This is a genomic window from Azospirillum brasilense (assembly GCF_005222205.1).
Lineage (GTDB): Bacteria > Pseudomonadota > Alphaproteobacteria > Azospirillales > Azospirillaceae > Azospirillum > Azospirillum brasilense_G.
Genome location: NZ_CP032347.1, coordinates 365,066 through 382,793, shown reverse-complemented (window position 1 = coordinate 382,793; position 17,728 = coordinate 365,066). Strand labels below are relative to the sequence as shown.

The window sequence follows — 17,728 nt, the reverse complement described above, 5'->3', positions numbered from 1 at the left end:
CCCGGGAGAGGGTGGCCCGAAGGGCCGGGTGAGGGTGCCGCCAACGGTCGGCGCTTTTCTTCCTGCAAGACCCTCACCCTTCCCACTTCGTGGGCCCCTTCCCTCTCCCGGGACGGGAGAGGGTGAAACTCAAATCCAGCGCTTCCGGCGCTTGAAGCTCTTGAGATTCTTGAAGCTCTTGCGCTCTTCGTTGCCGCCGCCGAGGTAGAATTCCTTCACGTCCTCGTTGTTGCGCAGCTCTTCGGCGGTGCCGTCGAGAACGACCTTGCCGTTCTCCATGATGTAGCCGCGCGTCGCAGCCTGGAGCGCCATGCGGGCGTTCTGCTCCACCAGCAGGATGGTGACGCCCAGGTCCTTGTTGATCTGCCGGATGATGCTGAAGACCTCCTTCACCATCAGCGGCGACAGGCCCATGGACGGCTCGTCCATCAGGATCAGCTTCGGCCGGGCCATCATCGCGCGACCGATGGCCAGCATCTGCTGCTCGCCGCCCGACAGGTAGCCGGCGAGGCCGGTGCGCTCCTTCAGGCGGGGGAAATAGTGGTAGACCATCTCGATGTCGTCCTTCACGCCGCCGTCGCGGCGGGTGAAGGCGCCGAGGCGCAGATTCTCCTGGCAGGTCATGTCGCCGATGATGCGGCGGCCCTCCATCACCTGGAAGATGCCGCGCCGGACGATCTGGTCGGGGTCGATGCCGTTGATGCGCTCACCCCCGAAGGAGATGTCGCCACGCGTGACCTCGCCGTCCTCGGTCTTCAGCAGTCCGGAGATGGCCTTGAGCGTCGTCGATTTGCCGGCGCCGTTGGCGCCCAGCAGGGCGACGATCTCCCCTTCCGGCACCTCCAGGCTGAGGCCGCGGAGCACCAGGATGACGTCGTTGTAGACGACCTCGATGTTGTTGACGGACAGCAGCGGCGCCTTGGCCGTGCCGGGAACCGGAGCCGGGGCGACCGCAGTCGCGGTGGCGGCGTTCATCATGCGGCACCTGATGCAGTGTAACGGGACGGAAGCCCCCGCCGCAGCGTCGCGGCGGCGGGGGCGGTCCGGCTTACCAGCCCAGCCACTCCGGCTTGCGCGGGACGTCGACGGTGGCGATCTTCTCCAGCTTGATCGTGCCGGCCTTCACCAGCTCGTCCACCGAGCCGCCGGTGTCGCCGGACACGTTGGCGCGGTACAGGTTCACCTTGTCCATGCCGCGGTGGTCGGTCTCGGTCCAGGTCGACGGCACGCAGACGCCCTCCAGCCCCGCCGGCACCCAATCCTTCTTCTGGTACATGCCCTTGCGGATGTTCGGGCCGGTCACGCCGCCGTTCTGCTTCGCCCAGTCCATCGCTTCCTTCATGTAGAAGGCGGAGCAGATGCCCGACACATAGTGCACCGGACGGTAGGCGGTGCCGGCGGCGTCGGAGACCTTGGAGATCTCCTTGACGATCTTCATGCCCGGCGCGTCGCCGCCCCAGATCGCCGCGGTGCGCACCGGGAAGATCACGCCGTTGGCGGCAGAGCCGGCGGCCTTGGCGGCGTTCTCGTCCATGCCCCAGACGTTGCCCATGAACTGCACCTGGGCGCCGACCGTCTGGCAGGCCTTCAGCACGGAGATGTTGGAGCCCGCCGTGTTGCCGAGATAGGCGTAGTTGGCGCCGGCCTGCTTCAGCGTCAGGCACTGGGCGGTGTAGTCGCCCGGCGTCAGGGCGAACTGCACCGCCGGCAGAACGTCGAAGCCCAGCTCCTTGGCGAGCTGCTCACCCGCTTCCTTCGGGGCGTTCGGGTAGGGGTGGTTGGCGCCCATGTGGACGTACTTCGGCTTGCCCGAGCCGCCCTTCTTCTTCCAGTCCTCGGCCGCCCACATCAGCATGGCGCGCAGGCCGTCGGAGTAGGACGGGCCGTAGAAGAAGTTGTAGGGGGCCGGCTTGGAGCCGTGCGGGCCGTTGCCGGTCGGGTCGGTCAGGTGGCCCGAGTAGGAGCCGGAATAGTAGGGGATCTCGTCCTTGCCGACGAAGCCGGTCAGCGCCTCGGTGTCGGCGGTGCCCCAGCCCTGGATGGCCGCGACCTTGCCGCTGCCCGACGACCACTTCTTGTACTGGCTGATGGCGCGCGGCGCCTGATAGCCGTAGTCCACCGTCTCGACGTCCATCTGCGTGCCGCCGACGCCGCCGTTCTTGTTGATGTAGGCGAGCGCGTCGGCGACGCCCTGGCCGAAGGGCACGCCCACGTCCGACGTGGCGCCGGACTGGTCGGCGAGGTGGCCGACCGGGATCTTCTGGGCGTTGGCGGCCCCGGTGCCGAGCAGGACGACGGCGGCGGACGCCAGCAGGACGGTCTTCATGGTCATGGTGCGTTTTCTCCCAGTCGTTATGTTTTTCAGAAGCCGATGTGCGAGAGGTCAGTGCGAGAAGGGATAGAGCTTCCAGTAGGCCTTGATCTGCTTCCAGCGGTGGGCCAGCCCGTCCGGTTCGAAGACCAGGAACAGGATGATCACGAGGCCGATGGCCATTTCGCGCAGGAAGGCGATCGCGTCCTTCAGGTTCAGCGCGGCGTCGATGGCCGTGCCGGACAGCGCCGTGGTGATGGCCTGCATCACCTCCGGCAGCAGCACCATGAAGGCGGTGCCCATCAGCGACCCCATGATCGAGCCCAGACCCCCGATGATGATCATGCCGAGGAACTGGATCGAGAAGAGGATCGTGAAGCCCTCCACCGACACGAACTGCAGATAGTGGGCGTAGAGCGCGCCGCCGATGCCGGCGTAGAAGGACGAGATGCCGAAGGACATCGTGCGGTACTTGGTCAGGTTGATGCCCATGATCTCGGCGGAGAGATAATGGTCACGCACCGCCACCAGCGCCCGCCCGTCGCGCGACCGCATCAGGTTGGTCGCCAGGATGTACATGACGACCATATAGACCAGCACGACGTAGAAGAAGCTCTCGTCGGTGTCGAAGGCGTAGCCGAACAGGGTGAACGGCTCCGCGATGGTGCCGGCGGTGCCGCCGGTGAACCAGTCGGCGCGCGAGAAGAAGTCCTGGAGGATGTACTGCGCCGCCAGCGTGGCGATGGCGAGGTACAGGCCCTTCAGCCGCGCCGCCGGGATGCCGAACAGCATGCCGACCGCGGTGGTCATCACGCCGGCCAGCGGGATGGCGAGCGCCACCGGGATGCCGAAGCTGTTCGACAGCCACGCCGAGGAGAAGGCGCCGAAGCCGAAGAAGGCGGCGTGCCCGATGGAGATCTGGCCGGTGAAGCCGACCAGGATGTTCAGCCCCAGCGCCGCGATGCCGAGATAGCCGATCTGGATGCACAGGTTCAGCCAGTAGCGGTCCATGAAGGCCGGGCAGAGCAGAAGCAGCGCCACGCCCAGGATCGCGAAGTTGCGGCTGGTCTTGGTCGGGAAGATGGTCGTGTCAGCGGCGTACCGGGTCTTGAAGTCGCCGCAGGGGATGAGACTGATGTTCGCCATGGTTGCGGCCGCTCCTTACACGCGCTCGATGTCCTTGGTGCCGAAGAGGCCGTAGGGCTTGATCATCAGGATGACGATCAGGACGTAGAAGGGGGCGATCTCGTACATGTTGCCCCAGTTCAGCCACTGGCTGTCCAGGTAGTGCGCGAGATTCTCCAGCACGCCGACGATCAGGCCGCCCAGCACCGCCCCGGCCACGCTGTCCAGCCCGCCGAGGATGACCGCCGGGAAGACCTTGATGCCGAAGAAGGAGAGCGCGGAGGACACGCCGTTGACCACGCCGACCGTGACGCCGGCCACCGCCGACACCATGGCGGAGATGGCCCAGCTCATCGCGAACATGTGGCGGACCGAGATGCCCAGCGACTGCGCGACCTGCTGGTCGAAGGCGGTCGCCCGCATCGCCAGACCCATCCGCGAGTATTTGAAGAACCAGCCGAAACCCGCCATGATCAGCAGCGAGATGACCAGGCTCATCACATAGACGGTCTGCACGTCGAGCCCAAGGATGTTCACGGTCGGGCTGGCGAAGATGGTCGGGAACGGCTTGGCGAAGACGCCGAACATCCACTTCATCAGGGCCTGGAAGAAGATCGACAGGCCGATGGTGACCATGATGACGGAGATGATCGGCTCGCCGATCATCGGCCGCAGCACGACGACCTGAAGGACGATGCCGAACACCAGCATGAAGGCCAGTGTGATCGGGAAGCCGATCCAGAAGGGCAACTGCCAGGAGGTCAGCAACCACCAGCAGGTCCAGGCGCCGATCAGCAGGAACTCGCCCTGGGCGAAGTTCACGATGCGGCTGGCCTTGTAGATCAGCACGAAGGACATCGCCACGACGCCGTACAGCGCGCCGACGATCAGTCCGTTGACGAGAAGCTGGAAGAGCAAGGTCATGGGCGGGTCTCCCCGAAACCGCATTTCTTATTCCCTCTCCCCCCCGGGGAGAGGGTTAGGGTGAGGGGGCTCGCGGGGGACCGGGAGGTTCGGCAAACGCCGGCCCCCCTCACCCCGACCCTCTCCCCAGGGGGGAGAGGGAGAAAAGTGGGCTTCTTCATCCTTACCCCCCTCACGCCGCGGCCTGCGCCGGCTTCTTGGCCGGCGTGGGCAGCAGGTCAACCACCTTCAGCACGGTGCGGATGCGCTGCTTGGTGCCGTCCTGGAAGGTGATGGTGGTGTCCACGTCGATGGCCGGCTGGCCCGCGTAGATGGAGTCGATGATCTCGCCGTACTTCTCGGCGATCACGCCGCGCCGCACCTTGCGGGTGCGGGTCAGCTCGCCGTCGTCGGCGTCCAGTTCCTTGTAGAGCAGCAGGAACTTGGTGATGCGCTGAAACTCCGGCAGCGTCGCGTTCACCCGCTCCACCTCCTGGCGCAGCAGCTCGTAGACCTCCGGCTTGGACGCCAGATCGGAGTAGGTGGTGAAGGCGATGCGGTTCTTCTCCGCCCACTTCGACACGATGGGGAAGCGGATGCAGATGATCGCCGACAGGTAGGGCCGCTTGTTGCCCAGGATCACCGCCTCGGCCACGTAGGGGCTGAACTTCAGCTTGTTCTCGATGTATTGCGGGCTGAAGCGGTCGTTGTTGCTGGTGGTGGCGATGTCCTTGATGCGGTCGATGATGACCAGATGGCCCTTCTTGTCGAAGAAGCCGGCGTCGCCCGTGTGCATCCAGCCGTCGCGCAGGTCCGCCGTGGTCGAGGCCTCGTTGCGGTAATAGCCGGCGAACATGTTGGGATGGCTGACGACGATCTCGCCGATGCCGTTCTGGTCGGGCTCGATCACCTTGACCTTCACGCCGTCGTCGAAGGGCACGCCCACCGTGTCGAAATCCACGTCGTTCGAGCGGTGCACCGTGTAGGCGCCCATCGTCTCGGTCTGGCCGTAGATCTGGCGCAGCGGCACGCCCAGCGCCTGGAAGAACTTGAAGGTGTCGGGGCCGAGCGCGGCGCCGCCGGTCGCCGCCGACTTCAGGTTGGTGAAGCCCAGCCGGTCTCGCAGCGCTGCGAAGAGAATGCGGTCGGCGACGGCGGAGCGCGTGCCGTTGGCGAGCGCCTCCAGCCCCAGCTTCATGCCGTAGTCGTACATCTTCTGCTTGAAGGGGGAGGCGTCCATCATGCGGGCGCGCACGTCGGCGGCGATCTGCTCCCACAGGCGGGGGGCGAACAGCACGAAGCTCGGCCCGATCTCGCGGAAGTCGTTCATCATCGTCTCGGCTTCCTCGACGAAGTTCACGCGCATCCGCGACACCATGCCCATGCCGACGGCGTAGATCTGCTCCATGATCCAGGACAGCGGCAGCACCGACACATACTCGTCGGTCGGCCCCTTGGGGTCCACCGACAGGTAGCTGGCGACGTGGCGAATCAGCCGCCCCGCCGGCAGCATCGCCAGCTTCGGGTTCGAGGTGGTGCCGGACGTGGTGCAGAGCACCGCCACGTCGTCGCCGCGCGTCGCGCCGACCAGCTCCTCATAGAGGTTCGGCTTCTCGGCGTGCAGCGCGTTGCCCAGCTTGACCAGCTCCGACGCCTCCATCAGGCGCGGGTCGCTGTATTTGCGCATGCCGCGGGGGTCGGAATAGATGATGTGCTTCAGCGTCGGCAGACGCTCGCCGAGGTTCAGCAGCTTGTCGACCTGCTCCTCGTCCTCCGCGAAGATGACGTGGACGTCGGCATAGGTGATGAGGTAGGCGACCTCCTCGTCCATGGCGTCGCGGTAGATGCCCAGGCTCATGGCGCCCATGGCGTGGGCGGAAATTTCCCCCATCACCCAGTCGGGCCGGTTGTCGCCCAGCAGGGCCACCACATGGCCACGCTCCACGCCGAGCTTGATGAGGCCGAGCGTGAAGGCGCGCACGCGGGCGTGCATGTCCGCCCAGGTGAACTCGCGCCAGATGCCGAAATCCTTCTCGCGCATGGCGACGTCGCCGCCATGCTCGCGGGCGTGCAGGGTCAGCAGCTTCGGCAGCGTGTCGTGGGTCTTGATATCGGGCAACATCAGATCGGGAGCGGACATCACGCGACCTCCTGCTTGGGCGGCGGGGCCACGGCCTCGTCCTCCTCGTCGTCCTCGCCGAGATAGGCGCGCTTGACGCGCGGGTCGTTCAGCACCTCCTCGGGCGTGCCCTCGGCGATCTTCTTGCCGAACTCCAGGACGATCACGCGGTGGGAGATGTCCATCACGACGCCCATGTCGTGCTCGATCATCACCACCGTCATGCCGAACTCCTCGTTCAGGTCGACGATGTAGCGGGCCATGTCCTCCTTCTCCTCCAGGTTCATGCCCGCCATGGGCTCGTCCAGGAGGATCAGGTCGGGTTTCAGCGCGATGGCGCGGGCCAACTCCACCCGCTTGCGCAGGCCGTAGGAGAGCGTGCCGGCGGTGGCCTTGCGGACATGCTGGATTTCCAGGAAGTCGATGATCTCCTCGACCTCGCGGCGGTGGGCCAGCTCCTCCTTGCGGGCGCCGGTCAGCCAGTAGAGCGACCCAGTGAAGAAGTTGTTCTTCAGCAGGTGGTGCCGCCCGACCATGATGTTGTCGAGCACCGTCATGTGGCCGAACAGCGCCAGATTCTGGAAGGTGCGCCCGATGCCGAGCGCGGCGCGGTGGTTGGGCGTCATGCCCGTGATGTCCTGGCCCTTGAAATAGACCTTTCCGTCGGTGGGCCGGTAGCGGCCGGAGATGCAGTTGACCATGGAGGTCTTGCCCGCACCGTTCGGGCCGATGATGGAGAACAGCTCCCCCTTGCGGATGCTGAAACCGACGTCGGTCAGCGCCTGCACGCCGCCAAAGCGCAAGGACACGCCCCGGGCTTCGAAGATGGTGTCCGATGGGGAGGCCGCGCGGGTGGCGTCGGCCGGGTGGGCGTAACCGCGTGGCGATGCGACGGGCGCGCCTGACATTTCCTCCTCCGTTGCTGTGGAACTGCCTTTTTATCGTTCGCTGGATCGTTGGCCTAGCGAACTGGTCCATATTGTGGACCGTCCTTTGTGCAACGTCTGAACTATAGCCTGTGATGCGCACCGTTTTCAACACGGACATTCCGTGTATGCATGTTTTTTGGAGCGACATCCGGCTCGAAGGTCCATAATATGGACCCCACCATGACCCGGCCCGATTCCGACACCGAAACCGCCCCCGCCGGAGCGTCCGGCGGCACGCAAAGCCTGGAGCGCGCGCTGGCCCTGCTGCGCGCCGTCGCCTCCCACGGGGCCGACGGCGCGCGTCTGGCCGACCTGATGAGCGACACCGCCCTGTCCAAGGCGACCGCGCACCGGCTGCTGACCGCGCTGGCGCGGGAGCGCTTCATCGACCAGGACCCGCGCAGCCGCCGCTACCATCTGGGGCCGGAACTGGACTCGCTGGGCCGAATCGCCGCCGCCCGCTACTGCGCCGATGGCAAAAACGACGCCCCGGCGCCCGGCCCGGCCACCGTTCAGCCCACCGCCTTCCTGCGCCCCGACTACCAGGGCGAGGCGATTCCGCTGGCCGACCTGCTGTGCGACCGCCACGCCCGTGCCGACGGCGCCCGCGCCGCCCTGCTGCACGAGAGCGTGGCCGGCCAGACGACGGAATTGAGCTTCGCCCGGCTGGCCCGCGATTCGGCGCGCTTCGCCGCGGTGCTGCGCGGACTCGGCGTCGGGCGCGGCGACCGGGTGGCGGTGCTGCTGCCCAAGGGGGCGGAGTTGTTGATCGCCGCGCTGGCGATCTGGCGGCTCGGCGGGGTCTACATGCCGCTGTTCACCACCTACTCCGCCGCCGCGGTCGCCTACCGGCTGGCCGACAGCGAGGCGCGGGCGATCGTCACCACCGGCTTCCTGCGCCGCAAGATCCCACGCGACAACAGCCGCCCCGTGGTGATGGTGGAGGGGGACGAGGCCTTCGGTCCCGGCGCCGACGCGGTGCCCTTCTGGTCGGCGCTTCACGAATCGGCCCCCTTGTCCGACATCGCCCGCTACGCCGACCGCGACGCCTTCGCGCTGATGTACACCTCCGAAGCGGAGCCGAAGCCGCTTGGCGTCTCGCTCCCCGTCATGGCTCTGGCCGGGATCGAGCAGTACATGCGGATCGGCCTCGACCTGCGTGACGACGACATCTACTGGAACATGGCCGATCCCGGCTGGGCCTACGGCGCCTATTACGGGCTGGTCGGGCCGCTGCTGCTGGGGCGCACCACGATCTTCTGCGACGGCCCCTACGACGTGCGGCAGGGCTACCGCATGCTGACGAAGTTCGGCGTCACCAACCTCACCTGCGCGCCCTCGCAGATCCGCGCCTGGCACAGCGCCGACCCGGAAGGCGGCCCGCACAAGCTGGCGCTGCGCATCCTGTCGGTGGTCGGCGAGCCCCTGCCGCCGGAACTGATCGGCTGGGCCAACCGGGTGGTCAGCGTCCCCCTGCTCGACCAGTATGGGCAGCGCGAGACCGGCATCTTCATGATGAACCGCTACGACCCCGGCCACGCCGACCGCACCGCGGATTCCTCGCTGGGGCGGCCCCTGCCGGGCTTCCGCGTGGTCATCCTCGACCCGCAGGGCCGCGAGGCGCCGGTCGGCGGCGCGGGCGAGATCGCCATCGACGTGGAGTCCTCGCCGCTCTTCTGGTTCGACGCCTATGCCAACGATCCGGGACGCACCGCCGCCCGCTTCCGCCACGGCCGACGCTACTACCTGACCGGCGATTGGGCGTTCCTGGACGGCGACGGCAACATCCACTTCCGCGGCCGGGCGTCCGACGCCATCGTCATGCAGCAGGCGGATTGAGGGGGAGGCGCTTGCCCCCTCCCCGACCCTCCCCCGCTTCGCAGGGGAGGGAGGAAATAGTCCCCCCCTGCGAAGCGGGGGAGGGTCAGGGTGGGGGCCCGTGACCGCCCTTACGGCTTCCCGCGCAGCAGATTGACGATGCCGGAGAAGTCCTTGCCGCCGAAACCCGCGTTGCAGAACAGCGCGTACATCTGCGCGGCCTCGCCGCCCAGCGGCAGCGGGCTGCCGGTGCTCTGGCCGGCCTCGACCGCCAGCTTCAGGTCCTTCAGCATCAGCGCCGCGGCGAAGCCCGGCTGGTAGTCGCGGTTGGCCGGCGAGGTCGGGACCGGACCCGGCACCGGGCAATAGCTGGTCAGCGACCAGCACTGGCCCGACGACTTCGACGCCACGTCGAACAGCTTCTGCGACTCCAGCCCCAGCTTCTCGGCGAGCGCGAAGGCCTCCGACACGCCGAGCATCGAGATGCCGAGGATCATGTTGTTGCAGATCTTCGCGGCCTGGCCGTTGCCCGGCCCGCCGGTGTGCACGATGGCCTTGCCCATCGCCGACAGGATCGGTTCGGCGCGGCGGAAGGCGGTGTCGCTGCCGCCGACCATGAAGGTCAGAGTCGCCGCCTCGGCCCCGCCGACGCCGCCGGACACCGGCGCGTCAACCATGGCGTGGCCCGCCGCTTCCGCCGCCGCGGCGACGGCGCGGGCGCTGTCCACGTCCACGGTGGAGCTGTCGATGAACAGGCTGCCCGGCTTGGCCTTGGCGATGATGCCGTCGGGTGCCGTGTAGACCTCGCGCACATGCTTGCCGGCGGGCAGCATGGTCACGACCACCTCGGCCTCCCCCGCCGCAGCGCCGGGACCGGTGGCGATGGTGGCGCCGGCGTCGCGCGCGGCGGTGCAGGCGGCTTCCGACAGGTCGAAGGCCAGGACGGTGTGGCCGGCCTTCAACAGGTTGCGCATCATCGGCGCACCCATGTTGCCCAGACCGATAAAGGCGATCGTCGCCATAGCGTTTCCCCCTCGCTTTATAATGACGCTATCAACCGCCGGTCAGATGGCGGGCGATGATGACGCGCATGATTTCGTTGGTGCCTTCGAGAATCTGGTGCACCCGCAGGTCGCGGAAAATCCGCTCGATCGGGTACTCCTTGATGTAGCCGTAGCCGCCGTGAAGCTGCAGCGCCTCGTTCACCACCTGGAACCCCGCGTCGGTGGCGAAGCGCTTGGCCATGGCGCAATGGGCGGTCGCCTCCGGCGATCCGGCGTCGAGGCTGGCGGCGGCGCGGTGCAGCATCAGCCGGGCGGCGTCCAGTTCCGTCGCCATGTCGGCCAGCTTGAACTGGAGCGCCTGGAAGGCGTTCAGCGGCTTGCCGAACTGCTTGCGCTCCGTGGTGTAGGCGACGGCCTGCTCCAGGCAGAAGCGCGCCCCACCGACCGAGCAGGCGGCGATGTTCAGGCGCCCCCCGTCCAGCCCCTTCATGGCGATGCGGAAGCCCTCGCCCTCCTCGCCGATGCGGTTGGCGACGGGGACGCGGCAGGCCTCGAAAATGACCGCCGACGTCGGCTGGCTCTTCCAGCCCAGCTTGTGCTCCTGCTTGCCGAAGGACAGGCCGGGCGTGCCCTTCTCCACCACGATGCAGGAGATGCCCTTGGGGCCGGGCTCGCCGGTGCGGACCATGCAGACATAGACGTCCGACGTGCCGCCGCCGGAGATGAAAGCCTTCGACCCATTCAGCACGTAGTTGTCGCCGTCCCTCTCCGCCCGCGTGCGCAGCGAGGCCGCGTCGGACCCCGCCCCCGGCTCGGTCAGGCAATAGCTGGCGAAATGCTCCATGCTCGTCAGCTTGGGCAGGAAGCGCTCACGCTGCTCCGGATTGCCGAAGCGGTCGATCATCCAGGAGGCCATGTTGTGGATGGAGATGTAGGCCGCCGTGGACGGGCAGGCCGCCGACAGCTCCTCGAAGATCAGCGCCGCGTCCAGCCGCCCGAGCCCGGAGCCGCCGAACTCCTCCCCCACATAGATGCCGGCGAAGCCGAGCGCCGCGGCCTGTCGCAGGGTGTCGACGGGAAAGACGCTGTTCTCATCCCAGTGCGCGGCGTTCGGCGCCATTTCCTGCTGCGCGAAGTCGCGCGCCGTGTCGCGGAACGCCTGCTGCTCCTCTGAAAGCGCAAAATCCATGCGCATCCTCCCCAGAACCGCAGTGGCCCGGAGTCCATGGCGGATCTCCGGTTCTCATTGTTGGGTGGAAGGACTATCATGCTGGATACGCGCTGTCCATCTCTTGTATACAGAGATTGGAGCGGCGGAAGGCCGCGGATGAGGAAGAGGACACGCTCGGGATGAGCGACCGGATTGCCGCCGGCAAGATCGCCGATAAGGGTGCCACCCGCGCCGACGAGGTGCGGCTCGCCATCGAGGAGGATATTTTCCTCGGCCGGCTGCGCCCCGGAACGCGGCTGGACGAGGAGAGCCTCGCCCAGCGCTTCAACATCTCCCGCACCCCGATCCGCGAGGCGATCCTCCAGCTCGTCCACGCCGGGCTGGTGGAGAAGCAGCCGCGCCAAGGGGCGGTGGTGGCCCCGCTGAAGCTGCACCGCATGGTGCAGATGTTCGAGGTGATGTCGGAAATCGAGGGGCTGTGCGCCCGCTTCGCCGCCCGCCGCATGTCGGAGGAGGAGAAGCAGGCCTTGAAGCGCCTGCACGACACCTCCAAGGCGCATATGGAGGCACGGGAACTGGACGCTTATTACGCGGTCAACCGCTCCTTCCACGAGGCGGTCCAGGCGGGCAGCCACAACGAGCCGCTGCAGGAGATCGCGCGGGGGCTGTTCGCCCGGCTGGCCCCCTACCGCCGCTACCAGCTCAACCACCCCAACCGCGTCCAGGACAGCTTCACGGAGCATGACGACGTGGTCGAGGCGATCCTGGCCGGCGATCCGGAGGCCGCCTACGCCGCCATGCGGCGGCACGTGACCATCCAGATCGACATCTTCACCGAGTTCGTGTCCATCATGGGCGGGAGCGAAATACAATAGGCCGGCTTACCGTATACAAAAATGTGGTCCACGCCATGCGCCTGTGCTAAACCCTGGACACCGGATCACCGGGTGCATGGAGGGAATCACGATGTCCGAAGTGGGTGGCAATCTGTTCGAGCTGTTCCGTTCCCGCTTTCCGGCGGACCGCAGCCGCCCCTTCGCCGAGACCGAGCCCGGCACGGACAACGCCCGCACCGTCACCTACGGCGATCTCGAAGCGCTGACCGGCCGCTACGCCAACCTGCTTGCCGACCTCGGCCTGAAGAAGGGCGACCGGGTCGCCGTGCAGGTGGAGAAGTCGGTCGAGAACATCATCCTTTACCTCGCCACCGTGCGGGCGGGCGGCGTCTTCCTGCCGCTGAACCCGGCCTACACGAAGGCGGAGGTCGAGTATTTCCTGACCGACGCGGAGCCGCACGTCTTCGTCGCCCGTCCCGAATCCGCCGACGCGCTGCGCGAGGTCGCTGACAAGGCCAAGGTCTCCCATCTGCTGACGCTCGGCACCCATGGCGAGGGCACGCTGCCGGAGCAGGCCGCCGGCAAGGGCACGGACTTCGCGACCGTCCCGGCCGAGGCTGATGATCTTGCCGCGATCCTCTACACCTCCGGCACCACCGGGCGGTCGAAGGGTGCGATGATGAGCCACCGCAACCTCGGCTCCAACGCGCTGACGCTGCACAAATACTGGGGCTTCCAGCCGGACGACGTGCTGCTTCACGCCCTGCCGATCTTCCACACGCACGGCCTGTTCGTGGCGACCAACTGCGTGCTGCTGAACGGCTCCTCCATGCTGTTCCTGCCGAAGTTCGACGCCGAGCAGGTCATGGGGCTGCTGCCGCGCGCCACGGTGATGATGGGCGTGCCGACCTTCTACACCCGCCTGCTCGCCCATCCCGGCCTGACGCGCGAGGCGACGGCGCACATGCGGCTGTTCGTCTCCGGTTCGGCGCCGCTGCTCGCCGACACCCACAAGGAGTTCTCAGCCCGCACCGGCCACGCCATCCTGGAGCGCTACGGCATGACGGAGACCGGCATGCTGACCTCCAACCCGCTGGACGGCGACCGCATCCCCGGCACGGTCGGCTTTCCGCTGCCGGAGGTGTCGGTGCGCGTCGTTGACCCGGAGACCGGTGCCAGCCTCGGCACCGACGCGATCGGCATCATCGAGGTGGCCGGGCCGAACGTCTTCTCCGGCTACTGGCGCATGCCCGAAAAGACGAAGCAGGAGATCAAGCCGGACGGCTTCTTCATCACCGGCGACGTCGGCAAGGTGGATGGGCGCGGCTATGTGCACATCGTCGGGCGGGCCAAGGACCTCATCATCTCCGGCGGCTTCAACGTCTACCCGAAGGAGGTCGAGACGGTCATCGACGGCATCGACGGCGTGGTCGAATCGGCGGTGGTCGGCGTGCCGCACCCCGACTTCGGCGAGGCGGTGACCGCCGTCGTCCTGCGCAAGCCCGGCAGCGCCACCCCGGACGAGGCGGCGGTGATCGCCGTCTGCAAGGAGCAGCTCGCCAACTTCAAGGTGCCCAAGCGCGTCTTCTTCATGGACGAGCTGCCGCGCAACGCCATGGGCAAGGTGCAGAAGAACCTGCTGCGCGACGCCCACAAGGACCTGTTCACCGCGGCAAAGGCGCGCTGAGGCGCGCCGGGCTTTCCTTCTCCGGCCAAATCCGGATAAGGTTCGGCGCTGTTTCCACCCGCCGGATTCTGGACAGGCCAACGGCGAATCGATACGCTGCCGTATGGTCTCCGGAGTGTTGCCGATGGAAGCGAAGACGCTGAACCGCGAATCCTGGCTGTCCGCCGCCTTCTCCGCCCTGGCGGAGGGCGGCGTCGAGCAGGTGCGGGTCGAGCTTCTGGCCAAGCGGCTGAAGGTGACCAAGGGCAGCTTCTACTGGCACTTCCGCGACCGGATGGAGTTGGTGGAGGCGATGCTGGAAGGCTGGAAGACCGGCCGCATCGAGGCGATCAAGGCGCAGACCCGGCTGGACGGCCGCACGCCGGCCGAGGGTCTGCGCTATGTGCTGTCGCTCTACGGCGGCAGCAGCAACCCGCGCGGCATCGCCATCGAACTGGCGATGCGCGACTGGGCGCGCCGCGACCCCCGCGCGTCCGAGATCGTAGCGGAGGTCGACCGCGAACGCCTGCGCTGCGTGTCGGACCTGTTCGTCGGCCTGGGGCTGGACTCCGACGACGCCTTCGCGCGGGCGTATCTGTTCTATTCCTTCATCTTCGGGGAAGGGCTGCTGGCACGCTCCGCCGCGCCGGACCGGTTCGAGAAGGCACGGGACATTTGCGGGAAGGTGCTGGTGCCGGAGGGGGTGTAGGCGCGTTGCCCCCACCCTTCCCACGGCTTCGCCGCGGGCCCCTTCCCTCCCCCGCTTCGCAAGGGAGGGAGTTTTATCCCCTCCCCTGCGACAGCGGGGGAGGGTCAGGGAGGGGGCAAGCGTCGCAACAACCTCACCCTCACGTCCCCGTCCCGCGCACCGGCGCGAAGGGCAGTCCCGCCTGATCCAGCGCGCGGTCGATCACCTCGTCCGACGCGCCGTCGAACAGTTGCAGCAGCAGCTCGTCCACCACCCATTCGTTCGTCGGGGTCAGGGCGGCGAACAGGTCGGCCATGACCTCCGCCTGGAAATCGTCGCGGCGGTTGTCGCTGCCTTCGTAGCCCATGCGCTTGGCGGTGGCGATGGCCACCTGGAAGGGCGGCACCAGGACCGGCGCGACCGACGCCTTCTTCAACACCGCCCGCAGCCCCAGCGCCCCGTCGTCCCAGGCCAGCTTGCGGGCGTTGTCCGCCGGGATGCCGGCCTTCGCCCCCAGCCCCGCCGCGAACAGCGCCACATCGCCCGCGCACAGCACGCGGAAGAGCAGCGCCGCGGTGAAGCGCCCGTTGGCGTGCAGCCAGCGGGCCACCGCCTCCACGTCCTCCGAGCCGCGGAGTGCCGGCCGGAGCAGCCGCAGCGTCGCCGACTCGCGCCCGCGGTTGGCCAGCCGGTCCACCAGATCCTTGGACAGGCCGTGGCTGTGGGCCAGCGTGGCGCGCACCGCGTCCGACACGAAGGCGACCAGCCGCTCCACCACGGCCAGCGGCAGGCCGGGGCGGGTCGCCGCGGCCTCGCTGACCATGCGCACGCGGCCGAAGCGGTCCAAGGCCCGGTGCAGCGCCGGTTCCGCCAGTTCGGCGCCGGGGTTGCGCAGCAGGGCGGTCACCACCGCGACGTTGCCGGTCTCGACGACGGCTCCGGCCACCCGCGCCGACACGGTGTGGCGGTTGGCGACGGCCATGTGCTTGCCGGCGTCGGGGTCGGCCAGCACGTCGAGCAGCAGCTCGTCGCTGAGGCTTCCAGCGTCGCGCAGGATCGGGAAGGCCACGCGGGCCACGTCCTTCACCAGCCGCTCGGCCAATTCCGCGGTCAACATGGCGTTGTTGCGGATCTGCCAGGCCACCGCCTCGCGCACCGCCACCTGGGCGTCGGCCGCGAAGCAGTGCATCACCTCCAGCGCCAGCGACCGCTCGGCGTCGGTCAGCCCGCCTTTCTCCAGATCGCCGGCCAGCTTCTGCATCGTGTCGATGCGGGCCTCCGCCGACGAGGATTCGAGCAGGCGCTCGACGTCACGGATGGACAGGGATGAGTCGGTCATGTGCGGAAGCCTGCGGGTGGGAGATGCATAAGGCGGTTCAGTCGAGTCTCTCAATCGAGGCCTTGGCCGGCGTAGCGAACCATGTCGCCCCAGATGCGGTCGAGCCGGCGCAGCGTGCGGTAGGCGGCCTTCAGGTCGGCCGCCTCCGCCTCGTTGCGCACCAGCGCCGAGGCCTGCACCTGCTCCAGCTTGAACAGCTCGTCGCGCAGCGTCCGCCCCTTGTCGGTCAGGCGCAGGCGGGCCGTGCGGCGGTCGCGCTGGCTGGCGCCGCGGTCGATGTAGCCGGCCTCGACCAGGATCTTCAGGCTGTAGGAGGCGTTGGATCCCAGGTAATAGCCGCGCTCCATCAGGTCGCGGACCGACGGCTCGTCGTCGCCGATCAGCATCACCATCAGCGCCTGGACCGGCCCGATGTCGTCGATCCCCTGCCGCAGCAGGCCGGCCCGCACGACGTCGAGGAACCGGCGGTGCATCCGCTCGATCAACCGGGCGAGCCCGTGATACTCGGCCAGTTCCGCCGCATCGACGGCGTCCGGCTTGTCTAGGGCCGGCTTGGATTCGGCGCCCGCCCGGCGCTGCGTGCTCATCCCTCGTTTCTCCGTCACTCGGCGGCCTGCGCCACGGCCGGGCCGCGGTAGCCGCCCGGATGGCGGCGGCGCCATTCCCACGCGCTGCCGATGATGCTGTCCAGATCGGGGAAGCGCGGCGTCCAGCCCAGTTCGCCCCGGATGCGCTCCGACGAGGCGATCAGCACCGCCGGGTCGCCGGCGCGGCGCGGCCCGACCTTCACCGGAACCGTCAGGCCGGTGACCCGCTCCGTCGCCTCGATCACCTGGCGGACGCTGTAGCCCGTGCCGTTGCCCAGATTGTACCGGACGCTGCGCGTCTCCAGCGACGACAGCACCCGCAGATGCGCGTCGGCGAGGTCGCAGACATGGATGTAGTCGCGCACGCAGGTGCCGTCCGCCGTCGGGTAGTCGTCGCCGAAGATTTCGATGTGGGAGCGTCGGCCGCTGGCCGCGTCGAGCACCAGCGGGATCAGGTGGGTTTCCGGGTCATGATCCTCGCCGATGATCCCGTTCGGGTGCGCGCCGGCGGCGTTGAAGTAGCGCAGGCAGGCGGAGCGCAGACCATGGCAGCGATCCGCCCAATGCAGCGCGCGCTCGATGAAGAACTTGGATTCGCCGTAGGGGCTGCCGGGGTCGATGGTGGTTTCCTCGTCGATCGGCAGGCGCTCCGGCGTGCCGAACAGGTTGGCGGTCGAGGAGAAGACCATCTTGCGCACGCCGGCGGTGGTCGCCGCGCGGATCAGGTTCAGCGAGTTGACCGTGTTGCCGTGCAGATAGAGATGCGGGTCGCGCATCGATTCACCGACCAGCGACAGCGCGGCGAAATGGAGCACCGCGTCGAAGCGCCATTCGGCGAAGACGCGGGTCAGCGCGTCCGTGTCGGCAAGGTCGGCCTCCACGAAGGCGGCGTCGGACGGCACGGCGGCGCGGTGGCCCTGGCGCAGGTTGTCGAGCACGACGACCCGGAAGCCGCGGTCGAGCAGTTCGGCCACGCAGTGACTGCCGACATAGCCGGCACCGCCGGTCACGAGTACGGTCTGGGGCGTGTTCATCGTAAATATTCCTTGGATTTGAGAAATATTCGTCAGTCCAGGCACCCGCCGGCATCAAAGGATCGTACATCCCCCGGTGGCAAGTGCAAGAGTTCCGCGATGCACCATGCCGTCAATTCAGACGGAAGGCCAGTTGACGAAAAAGAGACACGGACGTCGGGAAATGCTCGCGCGCTGATCGGAAAAATGTTGCGGAAC

15 protein-coding genes are annotated in these 17,728 nt (G+C 67.7%); 4 read left to right on the top strand and 11 right to left on the bottom strand.

Features of this window, described 5'->3' with window-relative positions; translation table 11 throughout:
- Positions 1-129: 129 nt before the first annotated feature.
- The 6 genes from D3869_RS23935 to D3869_RS23910 form a co-directional block, all read right to left on the bottom strand.
- Positions 130-975: an ABC transporter ATP-binding protein gene (locus tag D3869_RS23935; protein ID WP_137106529.1), complete on the bottom strand. Its 846-nt coding sequence runs from the start codon at positions 973-975 to the stop codon at positions 130-132.
- A 73-nt stretch (positions 976-1,048) separates the two neighbouring features.
- A complete protein-coding gene (locus D3869_RS23930; protein WP_137142299.1) occupies positions 1,049-2,332 on the bottom strand; it encodes an ABC transporter substrate-binding protein in 1,284 nt (427 codons plus the stop codon).
- Between the two features lie 51 nt (positions 2,333-2,383).
- Positions 2,384-3,457, bottom strand: coding sequence for a branched-chain amino acid ABC transporter permease (locus D3869_RS23925; protein ID WP_137142298.1), 1,074 nt, complete (start codon positions 3,455-3,457; stop codon positions 2,384-2,386).
- A 15-nt stretch (positions 3,458-3,472) separates the two neighbouring features.
- A complete protein-coding gene (locus D3869_RS23920; protein WP_040136435.1) occupies positions 3,473-4,360 on the bottom strand; it encodes a branched-chain amino acid ABC transporter permease in 888 nt (295 codons plus the stop codon).
- 172 nt (positions 4,361-4,532) lie between these two features.
- Entirely contained in the window at positions 4,533-6,479 is a 1,947-nt protein-coding gene (locus tag D3869_RS23915) for a long-chain fatty acid--CoA ligase (RefSeq protein WP_247896004.1), read from the bottom strand.
- Positions 6,479-7,366 carry an ABC transporter ATP-binding protein gene (locus D3869_RS23910; protein WP_247896003.1) on the bottom strand — a complete coding sequence of 296 codons (888 nt, stop codon included), beginning with the start codon at positions 7,364-7,366 and terminating at the stop codon, positions 6,479-6,481. The genes D3869_RS23915 and D3869_RS23910 overlap by 1 nt, the downstream gene beginning before the upstream one ends.
- Before the next feature lie 201 nt (positions 7,367-7,567).
- Between D3869_RS23910 and D3869_RS23905 the strand changes: the two genes are divergently transcribed.
- The gene (locus D3869_RS23905; protein WP_137142297.1) at positions 7,568-9,226 is read left to right on the top strand and encodes an AMP-binding protein; all 1,659 of its coding nucleotides are present in this window, start codon (positions 7,568-7,570) and stop codon (positions 9,224-9,226) included.
- Between the two features lie 110 nt (positions 9,227-9,336).
- Here D3869_RS23905 and mmsB read toward each other — a convergent pair whose 3' ends face one another.
- Both mmsB and D3869_RS23895 read right to left on the bottom strand, forming a co-directional pair.
- Positions 9,337-10,227 (bottom strand): 3-hydroxyisobutyrate dehydrogenase, encoded by an 891-nt coding sequence (mmsB, locus tag D3869_RS23900; protein WP_094304576.1) that lies wholly within the window; start codon positions 10,225-10,227, stop codon positions 9,337-9,339.
- 31 nt (positions 10,228-10,258) lie between these two features.
- A complete protein-coding gene (locus D3869_RS23895) occupies positions 10,259-11,398 on the bottom strand; it encodes an isobutyryl-CoA dehydrogenase (protein ID WP_137142296.1) in 1,140 nt (379 codons plus the stop codon).
- Between the two features lie 161 nt (positions 11,399-11,559).
- Here D3869_RS23895 and D3869_RS23890 point away from each other — a divergent pair, with 161 nt between their 5' ends.
- The 3 genes from D3869_RS23890 (at position 11,560) to D3869_RS23880 (ending at position 14,591) form a co-directional block, all read left to right on the top strand.
- Positions 11,560-12,255, top strand: coding sequence for a GntR family transcriptional regulator (locus tag D3869_RS23890; protein ID WP_137142295.1), 696 nt, complete (start codon positions 11,560-11,562; stop codon positions 12,253-12,255).
- Between the two features lie 91 nt (positions 12,256-12,346).
- Positions 12,347-13,903 carry a malonate--CoA ligase gene (locus tag D3869_RS23885; RefSeq protein ID WP_137142294.1) on the top strand — a complete coding sequence of 519 codons (1,557 nt, stop codon included), beginning with the start codon at positions 12,347-12,349 and terminating at the stop codon, positions 13,901-13,903.
- A 124-nt stretch (positions 13,904-14,027) separates the two neighbouring features.
- Positions 14,028-14,591, top strand: coding sequence for a TetR/AcrR family transcriptional regulator (locus D3869_RS23880; RefSeq protein WP_137142293.1), 564 nt, complete (start codon positions 14,028-14,030; stop codon positions 14,589-14,591).
- A 139-nt stretch (positions 14,592-14,730) separates the two neighbouring features.
- Here D3869_RS23880 and D3869_RS23875 read toward each other — a convergent pair whose 3' ends face one another.
- From D3869_RS23875 to galE, 3 genes are read right to left on the bottom strand one after another with little or no spacing between them, the layout of a single operon-like run.
- The gene (locus D3869_RS23875) at positions 14,731-15,909 is read right to left on the bottom strand and encodes a DUF2336 domain-containing protein (protein ID WP_137142292.1); all 1,179 of its coding nucleotides are present in this window, start codon (positions 15,907-15,909) and stop codon (positions 14,731-14,733) included.
- Positions 15,910-15,959: 50 nt separating this feature from the next.
- Positions 15,960-16,496: a MarR family winged helix-turn-helix transcriptional regulator gene (locus D3869_RS23870; protein ID WP_137142291.1), complete on the bottom strand. Its 537-nt coding sequence runs from the start codon at positions 16,494-16,496 to the stop codon at positions 15,960-15,962.
- A gap of 14 nt (positions 16,497-16,510) precedes the next feature.
- Positions 16,511-17,530 carry a UDP-glucose 4-epimerase GalE gene (gene galE, locus D3869_RS23865; RefSeq protein ID WP_137142290.1) on the bottom strand — a complete coding sequence of 340 codons (1,020 nt, stop codon included), beginning with the start codon at positions 17,528-17,530 and terminating at the stop codon, positions 16,511-16,513.
- Positions 17,531-17,728 lie beyond the last annotated feature (198 nt).

Coding starts and splice junctions, on each gene's coding strand:
- D3869_RS23905 (WP_137142297.1), top strand. CDS start 7,568: ATGACCCGGCCCGATTCCGACACCGAAACCGCCCCCGCCGGAGCGTCC.
- D3869_RS23890 (WP_137142295.1), top strand. CDS start 11,560: ATGAGCGACCGGATTGCCGCCGGCAAGATCGCCGATAAGGGTGCCACC.
- D3869_RS23930 (WP_137142299.1), bottom strand. CDS start 2,332: ATGACCATGAAGACCGTCCTGCTGGCGTCCGCCGCCGTCGTCCTGCTC.
- D3869_RS23915 (WP_247896004.1), bottom strand. CDS start 6,479: ATGTCCGCTCCCGATCTGATGTTGCCCGATATCAAGACCCACGACACG.
- D3869_RS23870 (WP_137142291.1), bottom strand. CDS start 16,496: ATGAGCACGCAGCGCCGGGCGGGCGCCGAATCCAAGCCGGCCCTAGAC.
- D3869_RS23935 (WP_137106529.1), bottom strand. CDS start 975: ATGAACGCCGCCACCGCGACTGCGGTCGCCCCGGCTCCGGTTCCCGGC.
- D3869_RS23885 (WP_137142294.1), top strand. CDS start 12,347: ATGTCCGAAGTGGGTGGCAATCTGTTCGAGCTGTTCCGTTCCCGCTTT.
- D3869_RS23920 (WP_040136435.1), bottom strand. CDS start 4,360: ATGACCTTGCTCTTCCAGCTTCTCGTCAACGGACTGATCGTCGGCGCG.
- D3869_RS23925 (WP_137142298.1), bottom strand. CDS start 3,457: ATGGCGAACATCAGTCTCATCCCCTGCGGCGACTTCAAGACCCGGTAC.
- D3869_RS23880 (WP_137142293.1), top strand. CDS start 14,028: ATGGAAGCGAAGACGCTGAACCGCGAATCCTGGCTGTCCGCCGCCTTC.
- D3869_RS23875 (WP_137142292.1), bottom strand. CDS start 15,909: ATGACCGACTCATCCCTGTCCATCCGTGACGTCGAGCGCCTGCTCGAA.
- D3869_RS23895 (WP_137142296.1), bottom strand. CDS start 11,398: ATGGATTTTGCGCTTTCAGAGGAGCAGCAGGCGTTCCGCGACACGGCG.
- galE (WP_137142290.1), bottom strand. CDS start 17,530: ATGAACACGCCCCAGACCGTACTCGTGACCGGCGGTGCCGGCTATGTC.
- D3869_RS23910 (WP_247896003.1), bottom strand. CDS start 7,366: ATGTCAGGCGCGCCCGTCGCATCGCCACGCGGTTACGCCCACCCGGCC.
- mmsB (WP_094304576.1), bottom strand. CDS start 10,227: ATGGCGACGATCGCCTTTATCGGTCTGGGCAACATGGGTGCGCCGATG.